10 protein-coding genes and 1 pseudogene are annotated in these 14,994 nt (G+C 70.1%); 6 read left to right on the top strand and 5 right to left on the bottom strand.

Annotated features, from left to right (window positions below; all coding sequences use genetic code 11):
- Positions 1-146: 146 nt before the first annotated feature.
- Positions 147-1,094 (bottom strand): D-alanyl-D-alanine carboxypeptidase family protein, encoded by a 948-nt coding sequence (locus ACFVT1_RS03905; RefSeq protein WP_389792308.1) that lies wholly within the window; start codon positions 1,092-1,094, stop codon positions 147-149.
- Positions 1,095-1,820: 726 nt separating this feature from the next.
- On the bottom strand, positions 1,821-2,429 hold the full coding sequence (locus tag ACFVT1_RS03900; RefSeq protein ID WP_389792306.1) for a TetR/AcrR family transcriptional regulator: 609 nt from the start codon (positions 2,427-2,429) through the stop codon (positions 1,821-1,823).
- Between the two features lie 84 nt (positions 2,430-2,513).
- Here ACFVT1_RS03900 and ACFVT1_RS03895 point away from each other — a divergent pair, with 84 nt between their 5' ends.
- From ACFVT1_RS03895 to ACFVT1_RS03885, 3 genes are all read left to right on the top strand, one after another.
- The gene (locus ACFVT1_RS03895; protein WP_389792305.1) at positions 2,514-2,945 is read left to right on the top strand and encodes a DUF4345 domain-containing protein; all 432 of its coding nucleotides are present in this window, start codon (positions 2,514-2,516) and stop codon (positions 2,943-2,945) included.
- A 511-nt stretch (positions 2,946-3,456) separates the two neighbouring features.
- The gene (gene uppS / locus ACFVT1_RS03890) at positions 3,457-4,260 is read left to right on the top strand and encodes a polyprenyl diphosphate synthase (protein WP_389792302.1); all 804 of its coding nucleotides are present in this window, start codon (positions 3,457-3,459) and stop codon (positions 4,258-4,260) included.
- 98 nt (positions 4,261-4,358) lie between these two features.
- Entirely contained in the window at positions 4,359-5,768 is a 1,410-nt protein-coding gene (locus ACFVT1_RS03885) for an oxygenase MpaB family protein (protein ID WP_389793324.1), read from the top strand.
- A 509-nt stretch (positions 5,769-6,277) separates the two neighbouring features.
- Here the strand turns inward: ACFVT1_RS03885 and ACFVT1_RS03880 are convergent.
- Together ACFVT1_RS03880 and ACFVT1_RS03875 are read right to left on the bottom strand one after the other, a co-directional pair.
- Positions 6,278-9,049: an alpha/beta hydrolase family protein gene (locus tag ACFVT1_RS03880; RefSeq protein WP_389792300.1), complete on the bottom strand. Its 2,772-nt coding sequence runs from the start codon at positions 9,047-9,049 to the stop codon at positions 6,278-6,280.
- Positions 9,050-9,541: 492 nt separating this feature from the next.
- On the bottom strand, positions 9,542-10,141 hold the full coding sequence (locus ACFVT1_RS03875; protein WP_389792298.1) for a hypothetical protein: 600 nt from the start codon (positions 10,139-10,141) through the stop codon (positions 9,542-9,544).
- A gap of 163 nt (positions 10,142-10,304) precedes the next feature.
- On the opposite strand from ACFVT1_RS03875, the pseudogene ACFVT1_RS03870 reads away from it, so the two are divergent.
- Together ACFVT1_RS03870 and ACFVT1_RS03865 are read left to right on the top strand one after the other, a co-directional pair.
- Positions 10,305-10,706: pseudogene (locus ACFVT1_RS03870) on the top strand (transposase family protein); the annotation flags it as partial.
- Positions 10,707-11,626: 920 nt separating this feature from the next.
- On the top strand, positions 11,627-13,441 hold the full coding sequence (locus ACFVT1_RS03865; RefSeq protein WP_389792296.1) for a NaeI family type II restriction endonuclease: 1,815 nt from the start codon (positions 11,627-11,629) through the stop codon (positions 13,439-13,441).
- Between the two features lie 332 nt (positions 13,442-13,773).
- Here the strand turns inward: ACFVT1_RS03865 and ACFVT1_RS03860 are convergent, their stop codons facing one another.
- The gene (locus tag ACFVT1_RS03860; RefSeq protein WP_389792294.1) at positions 13,774-14,070 is read right to left on the bottom strand and encodes an HNH endonuclease; all 297 of its coding nucleotides are present in this window, start codon (positions 14,068-14,070) and stop codon (positions 13,774-13,776) included.
- Positions 14,071-14,673: 603 nt separating this feature from the next.
- Between ACFVT1_RS03860 and ACFVT1_RS03855 the strand changes: the two genes are divergently transcribed.
- A complete protein-coding gene (locus ACFVT1_RS03855) occupies positions 14,674-14,904 on the top strand; it encodes a hypothetical protein (protein ID WP_389792292.1) in 231 nt (76 codons plus the stop codon).
- The last annotated feature ends 90 nt before the right edge of the window (positions 14,905-14,994 follow it).

Below are 14,994 nucleotides of genomic sequence, written 5' to 3'. Positions count from 1 at the left end.
GTGGCCTCCGGCGGTCAGCCGTCTACGCAGCCAGGCGCCCCTGTTGGCCGCAGCGAGCGGCCATCCATGCCGCCCCGTGTCTGTGTGGCCCGCAGCGGGTTCCGGTCGCGCCCCGGCCTCACGGTCCGTGCACTCGACCGGTGCGGTCATGACCGCACCGCCCTGCCACCGTGTTCGCCGAGGGCGCCGGGGAGGTCCTTCTGCACCGCTTCGATCAGGCGGCCGCTGCTCTCCAGGGCGGCCTGGAGACCTTCGGCGGGCGTCGTGTGGGGCCGCTGCCCCAGCACGACACCGAGCACGAGATGCCGTGCCGTGCCGGATGCCGCCTCGGCGGCCCACATCAGATTGCCGCCGGCGGGCGTGCTCGACCCGGTTTTCAACCCGATCACGCCGGGCCTCTCCAGCAGCCGGTTGGTGTTGATCACGGGGCCGGGCACCCCGGGGACCGTCGTGTCGCGCATCGCCACCACCGCACGCAGCACCGGGTCCTTCATGGCCCGGCGGGCGAGCTTGAGCTGATCGTCGGCGGTGCTCCTGGTGGTGGGCTCAACACCGCTGGCCCCGGTGTACGTCGTCCGGGTCATCCCCAGTGCGGCTGCGGCGCGGTTCATCTTCACCACGAACTCCCGCTGACCACCGGCGTCCCAACGGGCCAGCAACCGGGCCACGTTGTTGCCGGACGGCAGCAGCAACAGCTCCAGGAGCTTGCGCTGAGTGATCCGCTGCCCCTCGCGGACCGGGGCGCTGGACTCGCTGAGCGAGTGGGCCTCCTGCGCGGCGGCCGCGTCGACCGTGATCTCCGGCCCCTTCTCCCCGTCCTTGAGCGGATGCTCCTTGAGGATCACGTACGCGGTCATCACCTTGGTGACGCTCGCGATCGGCACGGACTCCTGCCCGCCCTTGCTGCCGAGGCTGCCGAGGCCCTCGACCTCGATGCTCGTCTGGCCCTCCCGCGGCCAGGGCAGGTCCAGCCGGTCCGCCACCTCCGCCGCCCGCACGGCGGCGGCCCCGGACCCCCCTCCGCTGCCGGCGGAGAGTCCGACCCAGCCGCCGATCCCGACTGCGGTGACCGCGACGGCCGAAGCCCACACCACCCCGCGCCGGGCCTGTCCTTCCCTGCCTGCCCCAGCAGTACGTATCCGAAGAACAGTCACCGACAACCACCTCTCATCGCCCGGCGTACACGAGGACCGTGTACGGCGCCCAGCCTGCGAGGTGGCCGTGTCCGGCCGATCAGGGCCGTGCGTCCAGCACGGCGCGAATTTGTGTCAGCCGGGTATCGGGCCCGCCCCGGGCGGGCGCCAGAGCGCCCAAACGGCCGCTGTCCCGGACGGCGCACCAAGGGTCCGGCCCGGAGGCCGGGGCTGTCCCGCGGCCGCGAACGGTCCGCGGTCCCCGACCGGGGGGCGGTGGCCGCGAACGGTCCGCTGCCCTCCTTCCGCCGCCGGTCGGGCGACCTTGTCCGAGAACGGCTGCCGCCCGGACGCCACCACGCGGACACCTGTGCGGGCGAGCGTCGATCAGGTCGGTGACCGGCAGGGGCGTCGGCAGGCGGCCATCGCCCCCGACGCAGTGAGGACGCTCCCGCACGAGGCCGCCCTCGCGGGCGCACGCGCCGGGCGGTAGAGGAGGGCGGTAGAGGAGGGCGGACGCGCCGGGCGGACGAGGAGGGTGCACGCGCCGGGCCGTCGAGGAGGGCGCACGCGCCGGGCCGTCGAGGACGGCGGTCGAGGAGGGCGGACGCGTCGGCTATGCGCCGGCGGCCTGGTCCCGCCGGGTGTGTACGTGCCGGGCCCGTCCGATCCCCGGTGACGTGTTCTTCACCGGGGCCAGTCCGGGGCGGGGTCCTTGCCGAGGAGGGGCCGGATGGCGCCCAGGACGGCGCCGATGCACACATCGCGCAGTTCGGTACGGGTGCAGGTCTCCTTGGCGAGCCAGTCCAGGCACAGCACCTGGACGAACACCAGCCAGCTCTTCAGAACGCCCGACACCGCCTCCCGGGTCGCGTCGTCCGTGAGCGGAAGCACGCCGAGCAACCGCTGGCGCAGGGCGTCGAGTTCGCCGGAGATGATCGTCTGGACCAGGCGGTCGCCCGCCAGCACCCGGTTCGCCGCCAGGACGGTGTTGCGGTTCTCCGCGAAGTACTCGATATGGGCGTCCAGGCCTTCGACGAGCTGCTCGATCAGGGTGTCCGCGGGGTCGAGCCGGGTCTTGGCGAGCAACCGCTCGGACACCTGCTGGTAGAGGGTGGCGAAGAGGTCTCGCTTGCTCGGGAAGTGGCGGTAGAGCAGCGCGCGGGAGACCCCGGCGTGCTCGGCGACGTCCTCCATCGTCACCTCGTCGTACGGGTGCGCGGCGAAGAGCTGCGCGGCGACGGCGAGGAGCTGGGCACGGCGTTCGGCGGGGCTGAGCCGCTGGCGGGGAGGCACAGGCGGATGTTACTTGACACATGTCTACTAGTGGGCCGTACCCTAGTAGACGAGTGTCTACTAATGACGGGGGGTTGCCGAACCATGCTCAGGATCAAGGCACTTCGGGGGCTCGCGCAAGCGATGGGGTACGCCTGCGTGGCGATCGGGCTCTTCCACGTACTGCTCGGCAACGCCGCGATCCCGGGCGCGGGTTCGGCCGGACCGACGGTCGACAGCCTCGGGCGTTTCTTCGGCGCGATCTTCGCCGGGTACGGCCTCGCCTGGCTCTGGGCGGCCCGGCGGTCGCCGATCCCCGCGACGGCGGTGCGGTGGCTGGCGGGGGTGTTCCTGCTGGGCGCGCTCGGGCGGCTGCTGTCCGTCGCCTCGCTCGGGTGGCCCCACTGGTTCCAGGTGGTGCTGACCGCGGTCGAACTGGTGCTGCCTCCTCTGTTCTTCTGGCTGGCGGACGCCGAGGAGAAAGCCCTCCGGATCGAGGTGCGGGGTGAAGGCGTTCCGGATCGAGGTCCGAGGTGAAGACGTTGTGGATCGAGGTCCGAGGTGAAGACGTTGTGGATCGAGGTCCGAGGTGAAGACGTTGTGGATCGAGGTCCGAGGAGAGAGCGTTCCGGATCGAGGTCGGGGGTGAGGGCGTTCCGATTCCGGTCGGGGCGCGGCCATGAGGTCGTTAAAGCGGACTGACGTACTACAGGTGAATATGTGGAGATTGCGATGTGCCCGGGGCCGGGCACGGGCACTCTGCTGAGTGTCGATCCGAGGGGCGCTGCGGCGGAGGATCCCCCGGGACCGTCCGCGGAGCAGGCCGGTCCGCCGTCTGCGGAGCAGGCCGGTCCGCCGTCCGGCGGGGGCGGAACTCGCCCCGGCCCCGACGGGCTTCCGGCGGATGCGCAACGCGCTCGGCAGAGGCCGGACGCAGCGGGGCGCTGTCCGGGCCACTGCGGCAGTGCCCTGCCGCCAGGAGGCGCTGCGAACGGTGGGTGGGCGCGAGGCGGAGGGGGACTGCGGTGCGGCAGCCGGGAGAGCACGGATGACGGATGAACGAGCCGGCGGCACCGCTGCCTCGTCGTCGGCCCACACGCCCCCGCGTCGCCCGACCGGCGAGGACCGGCGCAGGGGTGTGCCGCGCCATGTCGCGTGCGTGATGGACGGGAACGGCCGGTGGGCGGCACGGCGGTCCCTGCCGCGTACGTCGGGTCACCGGGCAGCGGAGACGACGGTGATCGACGTCATCGAGGCGGCGCGGGCGTCGGGAGTGGAGTGGCTGAGCCTGTACGCGTTCTCCACCGAGAACTGGCAACGCCCGAGCAGCGAGGTCGACTTCCTCATGCACCTGGCGCGCCGCGTGGTACGCAAGCACGCTCCGTTGCTGCACGCGCGCGGCATCCGGTGCCGGTTCCTCGGGGTGGCGGACCCGAGGATCCCCGGGCCGCTGGCCCGGGACTTCGCCGACCTGATGACGCTGACCGCCCCGAACCGAGGCATGACGCTGACCGTGGCGTTCGACCACGGCGGGCGCAGGGACATCGTCGAGGCGGCACGGTCCCTCATCCGCAGCGGGGTGTCGGCCGACGCCGTCGACGAGCAGCACTTCGCCGCTCACCTGCCCTTTTCCGATACGCCCGACGTGGACCTCGTCATCCGGACATCCGGCGAACAGCGGATCTCCAACTTCATGCTCTGGCAGGTGGCCTACGCCGAGTGGATGTTCCCGCCGGTGCTCTGGCCCGACTTCCGCGCGCCGCACTTCGCGGAGTGCCTGCACGCCTATCAGCAACGCAATCGCCGCTTCGGCGGCGTGACGCCGCACGCGAACGGAGCACCTCACCCGTGACGGACACAGGCAGCAGCCGCCCCAGGCACACGCGTTCCGGAGCCACCGATCACCACGGTGACCCGGCACGGCCGGCCCCCGAAGCACAGCTCGGCTCTCTGTTCGGTCCTGACTCGCAGTTCCACCGGTTCTTCAACGATCCGCGCTGGGCACTGGCCATGGTCAGGGCCACGGTTCTGGAAGCCGCCCACCCGCAGATCGGCGCGGCCCTGATCGACAACTCGACGTTCGTCGCACACCCGTGGCGACGGCTGCGCAACACTCTCGTGAGCCTGCAGCGCATGTTCGGCACCGATGATCACGAGCGGCAGAGGGAGGCGGCCCGGCTCAACCGCCTGCACGCGCGGTTGAGCGGCACCGACGCACAGGACCGGCCCTACGACGCGATGGACCCCCAGGTCCGCGCCTGGGTGGTCGCGACGCTCTTCGAGAGCTCCGTCACCATGTGCCGACTGAGCGGGCAGCCGCTCGACCAGACCTCCATGGAACGGCTCTACGCCGAGTACCAGGCATTTCTCGCGGCCTTGGGAGACGCGGCCGGCCACCTGCCGCCCACATTGCAGGAGTTCTGGCCGTACTACGACCACATGGTCCAGGAGGAGCTGGAGGACACGGAGGCGCTGCGCATCATCCTCTACAAGCTCTTCGACCATCTCCCGGCGCCGCCCCTGCTGGACGGCCTGCCCACCGTGTGGGCGGCGGGCCGCGCGCTCGCGGGCCCGGTCATCGGCACGATCACAGTGGCGTCCCTCCCCGAGTCCTTCCGCCGGCGGGCGGGTCTGCCCGAAACCCCTGGTGCCCAGACGCTGATGCAGAGCGTCTACGTGGCCGCCGGGCTGGCACGCTTCCTGCCCGACAACTGGCTCCGGACCGAGAGCCTCACCGGCCTGCTCCACCCGTCCCCGTACAGCGACGCCCCTCAGGCCGCGACGCTCACCGCGCTGCGCGGCCGGATGAAGCAGGCCGGCGCCCTGTTCCGGCTGGTCACGCCATCAGCCGTGCAGCACGGTCCCACCGAGGGAACCGGGACGCAGCGGAGCGCCGGCGCATTCTTCACCGAGGTGCTGGACCAGACCGGCGACGGCTACCTGGACTGGCCCGATCTCGCCGCCATGGCCCGGGAGTTGTCGTCCCGCCTGGATCTGGACGAACCGGAGGAGACCAGGCTCTACAACGCGTATGCCGAGTGGTGGAGAGAACTCCAGGCGGCCCTCGACATCGACGGCGACGGCCGCATCAGCAAGGAGGAGTACGCCGCCGCCGTCCCCTCCCTCGCCGGGCCCGCGCTGATCAGGGTCGCCGAAGTGCTCTTCGACGTCACCGACGCGGACGGCAACCAGTTCATCGACGCGGACGAGTACCGGGCTCTGTTCCGGACCGGGTTCCAGCGCACCGTGGCCGACGCCGACGCAAGGTACTCCCGCAGCGCGTTCGTGAAGGACTTCCTCTCCTTCATGTCGGGTCGCCGGCGCTCGACCGCGTACGACCCACTGCTCGCCGACGCGTAAGGCCTCCGGACTCGGCAGGGGCGGCCGCGAGGACAGGACCACGGGGCGGCGGACCCGCTCGGGAGCCCCGGGCGGGCGCCGCGCATCCCGCGACAGGGTCGGGCGCGGCAACCAGGGCCGGGGCCTATCGACCCCGACCGGGCGCACCGACCGGGACCATGCGCGGCAACCGGCCCTCCCGCAAAAGGAGTTCGGGGGCTGCGTCAGGCGCTCACCACTTCCCGGACCGCTGCGAGGAAATCCTCCGTCCGCGGATGCGTGGGGTGTGCGAGGCGGGGCGCCGGATGGCCGGCGGACAGCGCCGAGGGTTTCCGCGGCCCCGCGCGGCCGCCTCACGCTGCCCCCTCGCACCGATGGCACCGGCTCCCGTGTTGCCCTCTCGCACCGATGGCACCGGCCCCGTGTGGCCGCCTCATGCCGATGGCACCGGCTCCCGTGTCGGGGGCCGGTGCCATCGTCCAGGTGGTGCGCTCAGGCACCGTCGGCGCGGGACGTCTGGTCCCCGGGTGTCAGCCCTGGCGCGCGTCCGTGACCTTCCCCGTGAGGAGGGGTCCTTCCAACCAGTCGTTCTCCTTGAGGATGTGCACCTGCATCCGCAGGGACTTCTCCGGCTCGGTCAGCGCGTCGGCGATCGTGGGCACGGACACCTCGATGCTCGTCTTGCCCTTGGGGACGGTCACCCAGAGGGAGGGGCTGTTCGTGGACAGGGGCCGCTCCGGGTCGGCGGCCTCGCCGAGACTGGAGAGCCACTCCTCGTCGACGTCCTTCGTGGACAGCTCCGTGCCCTCGCTCACCGGCAGGAGGTCGAACCGCGTCTCGATGTTGACGTCGGCGGGCTCGGAGAGCTCCACCTTCCAGGTGAGCTTCTGGCCTTCGGTGACCGAGTCGGCGACCGGGGTCACGCTGACCGTGGGCATGGGGTCGTCGTTCTCGACGAGCACGCCCCCGAAGGCGCCGCCGACCGCCGTGCCGCGCACGGCCTTCGCCGCGACCTCGTGGTTGAGGTCGTAGTTGAAGCGGGAGTTGCCCTTGACCGTGATCGGCACGTCCACGGAGCCACCGGCCTTCACCGTCACGGTGCGGATGGTGGACTCGCGGGTCTCCGGGTCGCGGACGGCGAGCTTGATCACGCCGGTGCCCTTGCCGGTGACCTGGACGGGCACGTTGTAGGTGCGGGTGCCGGAGTCGCCCTCCTTGACCGTCAGCTTGCCGATGTCGACACGCGAGAGCGCGACGGGGCGTACTGCCGGGGTGCCGGGGCGCCAGCCCCAGGCGTCCATCAGCCAGAACTCGCCGGAGCTGCTGCGCGGAGTGAGCTCCAGCGACTGCACCCGCTTCAGGTCGACACCGGCGCTGACGGCGGCCTTCAGCGGGACGCGGACCTCACGCGCCCAGTACGCGGCCGTCGAGTCGGAGCCGGGAAGGCCGTCGACGGTGACCTGACCGAGCCCCACCCGCTTGCCGGAGGTGTCGGTGAGGGCGACGTCGAGCTGGGTGCCCCGGGTGTTCGGCGGCACCATCACCCGCAGGGCGAGCGTGTCGGAGCCCGTCAGCGAGAAGGCGCGCTCCGGCGTCAGCCGGACCGGGGTGCCCGGCTTGGTCCAGCGGGCCGTGACCGCGTTGCGGCCCGGCTCATCGGTGGTGTCCGCCCAGGACGCGAAGTGCGGCGACGCACCGGGGGCGGAGTCGGGCCGGCAGGCCTGGGCGGCGCTCGTCGAGACCTCCTGGCACACGCGCCCGTTCGTCACCGAGAGCGGGTCGTCGGGCCGGATCGCCGGGGTGCGGTTGCCGCCGACGGCGTGGGTCAGCACCCGCGCGGGGTCGGCCGAGGGCGCGCGCCGGTCGGAGCCGTCGAGCAGCGGGCGGACCCGGTCGTCGCCCGCGAGGAAGAGCCGCGCGGCGGCGGCGATGTAGGTGGCGCCCGCCGTCTGCTGCTGCTTGGCGCTCAGCCGGGTCTCGGCCTGTGCCGAGCAGACCGGGTCCGGGTTGGCCTTGTCGTCCCAGAAGTCGTCGGCGGCCGGGGCCTCGGCCTGGCCGGGCGTCCACTCCGTGTTGAAGAAGTTGTGGTTGGCGCCGACCATGTACACCGCGCTGTGCAGCGCCGTGCCCTGGCCGATGCCCCGGGTGCCGTCGAGGTAGATCTGGCCCTGGAGGTCGCTCACATCGCCGTCGCAGCCCGGCAGGAGGGTCATGGAGGGCACGTCGGGCGTGGGGTTCTGGCCGAAGTTGGTGGGGCCGATCAGGACGGTGCCGCGGATTTGCCAGCCCACCGGCCCCCGGTAGCCGTCCTCGGCGGGCGGCGGCGGGGAGACGCTGTCGAGAGCTGCCCGGTTGACGCCCTCACCGCCCCGGGAGTGGCCGACCAGGAGCACCTTGGAGAGATCCGCGGGCTCCGTCGCGCGCACGGCCTTGGGGGCCTTCGCGGGGTTCGCACCCCACTCCGCCCAGTGGGCGAGGTGCTGGCGCACCAGGGACGAACGGGCCTGCGCCCCGAAGTCGGCCGCGCGGCCGTCCTGCGCGTTGACACCGTTCGCGGAGATGGAGACCGTCACATAGCCCTGGGATGCCAGGAGCTTCTGGTCGTGCAGAAAGCCGCGGTAGCTCGGGATCTCCTTGTTGCCCGGCTTGCACGGCCACTCCATGCCCGCGCTGTTCTTGCCGGGCTCGTAGCAGGTGGCACCGCGGCCGTGGACGAAGAGCGCCAGCGGTCGCTTCCCCGGCGCGTCCGTCGGGCCGACGACCGTGGCGCGCATCTCCACGGGCTCGGCGTAGCCCGGCAGCTTCACCGACTTCAGGGAGTACTCACCGCTGGTGGTGCGGTACTTACCGGCGACACCGGGGTCGACCGGGTTGGCGGGGAACGGGGCCTGGGGCGCCACAGCGGCCGACAAGCGCCGCTTACCGGGTGCGTGGTCGGCCCTCGCGGCGTCCAGCCGCCGCGAACCGGCGACCACCTGGAGTTCGCTCACCGGTCCGACCTTCGCCCCGTCGATGCGGAGCCGGAAGGTGCGTTGGTCGGGGGAGGGCTTCGGGACGCCGAGGGTCCGTTCTCCCGAGCGGAACTCGACCAGGGCGCCACCCATGCCCACGGGCTCGGGCGAGCTCCAGATCAGCTCCCCGCCCTCGACGCGCCACCCTTCCGGCAGCTGCTCCCCGGAGGCGCCCGACGGCGCGCCGGGTATGGAGTCGGCGGCCGGCTGCGCATGTGCCGGCCCTGGCACACCCGCCGCCAGCGCGACGGCCGCCAAGGCAGCCGTCAGCGCGCGTGAGACCTGTCTCACGATGGTTTCTCCTCGTTGTCGGTCGTGCTTCAGCGCCCCAGGAATCCCAGGAGCACCCCCCGCACCGGGGAGAGGGTGACGCGTCGTCGCCGGTTGGCCCACCTCGGGGAACCTGACAGGAATCTGACAGGAGCCAGACAGGAATCAGACGCAAGCCATGGGCCCGGCCCGCCGCTCGAGGGCCCGGTCCGCCGATCGAGGGCTGCCGGCCCGGAGCGGCGGCCCGACGTCCGCGCGGCGAGCGATGCCCGGCGCCCCGTGTCCGCCGACGCTCGCGGCGACCGGGCCGGCGGGACGAGCGGAAGCGGGCGATGCCCGGAGCTCCGGCTCCCGACCGACCAGCCGACATCCCGGCCTTGCGCGGCCGGACAGGCCCGGCGCTCGGCCGGCCGTAGTGGCGGCCTGCTCGATCTCGCTTGGGGCCGAGGCGCGGAGAGAGCAGGGAAGGCCGCGACGAGGCTCACCGCACGGGGTGAGCCCGCGGACCTGGGGCTATCGCGTATCTTCCATGCACGCGGACACTGCCTTCGGCAGGCCGGTGAAGTCGGTCTTCAGTGGGCTGAGGCGCTCCAGACTGGACAGCGTGATGGTCTTCTGGATCTGGCAGCGTTCGTCCAGGACTCGGGTGGGCAGGACGTAAAAAGTCCATTGGTCGAGGAAGAGGGGATCGAGCGTTTGTTTGTTCTGGTGGTGCAGCAGGCAGAAGACGTACACGTCTGAGCGGCGCAGCACTTCGGCTGAGGTGGCACCGGTCTGGGCGTCCCAGCCGGAGGCTGGCGCGATGTCGAATGAGACCTTCGACGGCTGGGACTGTGCCCACGACTGCAGGTAGGCCGTCGACTTCACCTCGATGCGCCACTTCTCGGGCGTACGGATGTCAACCGTGTCCCATTCTGTGCGGGTACCGGCGGCGGCGCCCAGTGCTGTGGCCACAAGGTACTCAGCCAGGACGCCACGCATGGTGTTGTTGGCCAAGTCGGAGCATGCCCAGCTCCAGAAGTCAGCGAGCTTGCCCACTGTTTCGCCATTGACCCGTATCGGCTCGCTGCCGCTTTTGCGCGCTATGACCAGCGGACCAAGATCGGTACTCATGCTGTCCTCCAGGCGACGAGGTGAGACGTCAAGCGTGTCAGTAGGCAATGAGCCTTTTCCAACCTGACGCTGATGGCCGCTTGTTGGACGGTTCCGCGGAACGGCGAACCTCCTGGCATCCGGGTTCTCGATCGAGATCGCCCGCAGCTACCAGGAGCTTCGTGTGCTTGTCTGTCCGTCGTCGATCGACCTGTCCAGTCGCACGCTGCGGTGCCTGACCGAACGGCTCGCTGTGCGGCGTGGGGAGATCGGGACCCGGTGGCGGCGTCTGACCGCCGGTCGTCAGGCTCTCCTCGCCCTGGCCCATCTGCGATGCGGTGACACGTACGCCCAGCTCGCCGCGGGGTTCGGCATCGGTATCGGTATCGCGACCGTATACCGCTGCATACACGAGGCGGTCGGGGTGTTGGCCGGCCTCGCGCCCACCCTGGTCGAGGTGATGCACATGGCGCGGACCAAGGCGTTCATGATCCTGGACGGCACCCTGCTGCCGATCGACCGGATCGCCGCCGATACCCCGTACTGCTCGGGCAAACACAAGCGGCACGGTATGAACGTCCAGCTTCGTGGATATGGACCCTCACGTCCTTGCCCTGCTGAGCGACGAAGACCTGCGTGCGCTACTTCTTCTGTGAGGAGCGCACACGGGGGCGGCGGGTGGTGGTGGCGTCTCTGTTCCCCAGCGTGTGCCCCATGCCTCATCGAGCGGGTGCAGGGCCCCCGGACCAGGGGCGAACGGCAACTGAGACCACCAACGTCGAAGGCCCCCGCTGCAAGCAGCGGGGGCCTTCGACGTATTGCCCGGTGAGAGCAATGGCGGAGGATACGAGATTCGAACTCGTGAGGGGTTGCCCCCAACACGCTTTCCAAATGTTCGCCTGGGGGTTTGGCGGAGGCCGTGGGTGTCCTGACCTGCCACGGAGTCCGGCAGTAGGCAGGCGATGGACGCTGCTGGACGGGGGTGAATGAGACCGGAACTGAGACCAGAGTCTGCCCAGTTCTTGCCCGTCACCATGGCTCTGTGGTCTCCCCTGGGAGCTGGATTGATCATCAGGGCGGGTGGGTGGCCTGGTCAGTACCTACCTGGTGCTAGCCGTCTCGCCAGCCTCGCCCGCGACGTGTTCTGCCTCCTCCGGGGCCTTCCCTGCGGGACGGGGCCCTGGCTGCCGACTCTGCTCCATTTCGACGGCCGGGGGCACGGATGGCTGACCGGCGCGCCAGACCGAGTACAAGCTCGCCAGGCCGATAGCTACGGCGGCGAGGGATTCCGGCGACAGCCCCAGGGCCACGAGTGTGACCCCAGTCGCGAGCACCATGACGAAGGCGATGAGGTCCAGGACGCGGGACCGGTGGAGTGGGGAAGGGCGGCGCATAAGATACGGAATCCTCTCGGTTCGGACTGTGGCGATCAGCCTTCCTTCCTTGTGCCATCGCGCGCTACGATCTCTCAGTTCTATCTGAGAAAATTTGACACTTGTCGAGAGAATGAGAACCGGTATGGCGTCCCCACCCCGAGGAGGCGGTCGGCCGGCCGCGCCTCCGTCAACTGGCTCGGAAGCCGTGGACGCGCTGGTGCTGCTACTGCGAGATGTGCGTAAAGAGTCGGGCCTCTCAATCGAGGATGTCCACGAACTTCTCAGAGTCAGTGGTCAGTTGAGTGCCCAGCTGCCCGCCCGGTCGACGCTCTACCGCAAGCTAAGCGGTGTTGGGCTAATGAACGAACGCCGCCTGGTCGAGGCAGTCGTCGGGGTCTGTGTCTCCGATGAACGGCGCGCCGACGCTGTAAGAGAGCGGGCCGTTGACCTGCTGCACCAAGCCTGGTTGAAGGATGCCGAACCGGTTCCGCCGCGGCCTGGGGGGCCTGGCGGTGATGACGGCTCGATGGCCGAACTCGTAAGAGTGCAACGTGAGTTGATTGGGGTCCAGGCCCAGCTTGCTGCTGCGCTCCAAACTGCTGCCGAGGCCGAGAAGGAAGCTGCCCGATCTCGCGCGTTGGTGACCACATTGCTGGTGCTCGGAGCAATTGGGGCCGCTGCGCATGCGGACGGCCCGGTCTCCAGCCCCCCTTCCGAAGCGGCCTCCGGACTGCGGGCTCGCCTCGCGGACACCGAGGCCGAACGGGACCTGGCACGGCAAGCTGCGCGCGCCGCGGCACGTCGCCTGGCCGAGGGCGAGCACGTGTTTGTTGCCCGCGACGAGGGCTCACGAGGCCCGGCTACTGCCGCGCCTCGTGAGTGGCCGACGACCCGCATGGACCCCGTCAGCTGGACCGCTTCGGCCCATGCCCCCGCCAGGGGAACCGGTCGGGCTGTGCGGGACACCACCGCCTCATACGTCAAACGGGACCCGGAGCAGGGGGCGATGTCCTTGGTGGAGTGGCCCGCGCCTGAGGGTGTCCGCGCACTAGAACAGGACTCTGGATTGGCTGAGGTCCTCGCGGAGATGCTGCGCCTCGACCCGGACGGCAGCCGATTGGGGTCTGCGATCGACGGGGCGGGGCGGCACCTGCTCGACCCCGTGCACACCGGCCGCTATCTCTGGTCCCAACTTGCCAAGGCCGAAAAGATCGGCTTGGGCACCATTGTGTGTCAGCGGATCCAGCGCGAGCTGGGTCTCGCCGACGGACTGCAACTGGACTTCATGGTGGCTGGGCACGAAGTCGACGTGAAGTTCACACTGGGTGGCAACTGGATGTTCCCTCCCGAACTTCAAGGCGGCCTATGCCTGCTCGTTCGGGCCGACGATGCTAGCGGCCTATGGAGCCTCGGTCTGCTGCGAGTGAGCTCCGAACTAATGCGGACGGGGGCGAATCGGGACGGCAAACGTGGGCTGAGTGCGGAGGGCCGGGGCGCGATCCACTGGATCCACCGCGACCTTCCGCTACCCGAGCATGCTTTGCGGCGGCTGCCTGATGACGTGGTGGGCGCGATCTTCGCCAAACCCTCGGGGCAGGCTCGCACAGAAGAGCTATTCCGGCAGGCCCAACTGACTGCGATCACCACGGCGGACCTTTCCGCTATCACCATGCAGGCTGACGGCGTAAAGCGGGCAAGGGAGGCACGGCGTAGGCTCGCCCGCAGAGGCGTACTTGTCCTAAACGGCAGTCTTTCCCGCGACGGAGAGTGGGCCTCGGCCCTCGGCTTGCCTGTCCTCGCGCCGAGCACATGGATGAGCGTTCGCCTCGTCCCCACTCAGCCCGAGCACGACGACAGCCCTACGATCACGCTCGACGACACCCCATGGCGCGTGGCCCGTCCGGGCGACGTAGAGGCCCCCCTGCCTGCGGCCGCCCTTGGCTGAACGGCGCTTCCCCGCACAAGAGGCCCGGGGAAGCACGGCGACACCGACGATTGATGAGTCGCTGCTCCGGCATCAGCCCATGTATAGAGACGGCGCTCGGCGAACTCCCAGGGTGCTCTTGCTGCAGGCGTGAAGGCGTAGGGGCCTTCAGGGCGGTGGGTGAGGAGGGCGTGGAAGATGGCCAAGAGGTGGCCGTGGCATTGGGCGGTGTGGTGAAGGAAGCCGGCGGAGCGACGAGCGCGGGTACGGGGGTGCCTCAGTAGCCGTCCTAGACCCGGATCTGCCCGAGCACCAGATACTCGGCAGGCCATCGCCTGAACCCGTCGCTCGCGCTACACGATGCTGGCCTCCCAGGCGGCATGCAGGCCCACCGCGACCCAACGCAGCCTCTCGGTAAGCTCAGCCCGCCCGGCGCCGCGGGTCTTGTTGGCGTGGCAGTTCGGGCACAAGGCGATCATCGCTGCCGGATGGTCACGGCCGCCGCCAGCGTGGTCATCGATGTGATCGGCCTCCAGCAGCGGCTCTCCGGCTGTCGTCCGATACGGAAGCTTCGGCAACAAGCACTCTGGGCTCTCGCATTGCCCCCTGCTGCGAATGATCACCGCACGAGTTGCCGCGCGATTGCGCACTCGTTGGTCTCCCGATACGGCTCGCCGCTCTTGGTCCCGCCCGGTCGCTTCCCACTCGATGGCTCTCCTGCACAGCGCCCTGTAGGCGGCCACTGGGTCCGTGCGGGCGCGCAGCCTCCGTAGCACGTAAGGCTCGGGAATTAGAGGAAAACTGCCCGGTGCGGTGAGATTGTCCCCCGCCGTACCGAGCCCACCCCAAGCGGCTTCTAGCTCCGCCTTGAACTCCGCCACCTTGTAACGGTCCTTGACTACGACCGTCAACCGACGCCGCTGCTGGGCCGCCTCGACTGCCGTTGCTACGAAAGTCCTGGTCTTTCCCGTACCGGTGGGCAGAGTGAGTACACTCTTCACTCCTATCCCGAACCGCCCGATCATGCCTTGGGAGCGAGATCCCATCCTTCGGGCATCTAGGACGGCCATCCCGTCCAAAGCACCGGACCCTCTACCACTCGCCAGCCATTCCGGTAGCTCCAAAGCGTCCCCTGCCATCGACGACTCCCTGTTCTCGCTCCACCGCCGGTCAGCAGACCACGCTCCCACAGTCCACTGACAGCGGCCCAGGCCCAGCTACCGCCGACCAGACAGGCACTGGTCGTCTCTACCATGCGGCGGCGGCATCGTCGGGTCGAGGATCAGATCCCACGACACCCCTCTCTGCGAATTGCCGCTGAGGCGGAGCTCCTGGACGCGCTCAAGGGCCCGGAGCAGACCTCCGGCTACGCACCCGTGGACACCGACGTCCCGGTGTTCTGGGACAGCCTGGAGACCCGGATGCGCAACGGCGGCGGCGTGGCGCTTACCGGCGTGCCGGCCTGGAGGACCTCGATTCGCTGACCGGCGGGCTCATCGTCATCGGTGCCCGTCCCGCCATGGGCAAGTCGACCCTGGCCCTTGACATCGGAATCACCGCGTTCCGGGGAAGCG

Source organism: Streptomyces sp. NPDC057963 (assembly GCF_042887155.1).
Taxonomy (GTDB): Bacteria; Actinomycetota; Actinomycetes; order Streptomycetales; family Streptomycetaceae; genus Streptomyces.
Note: the sequence above shows the minus strand (reverse complement) of the source record. Positions and strands in the feature narration are given on the sequence as shown.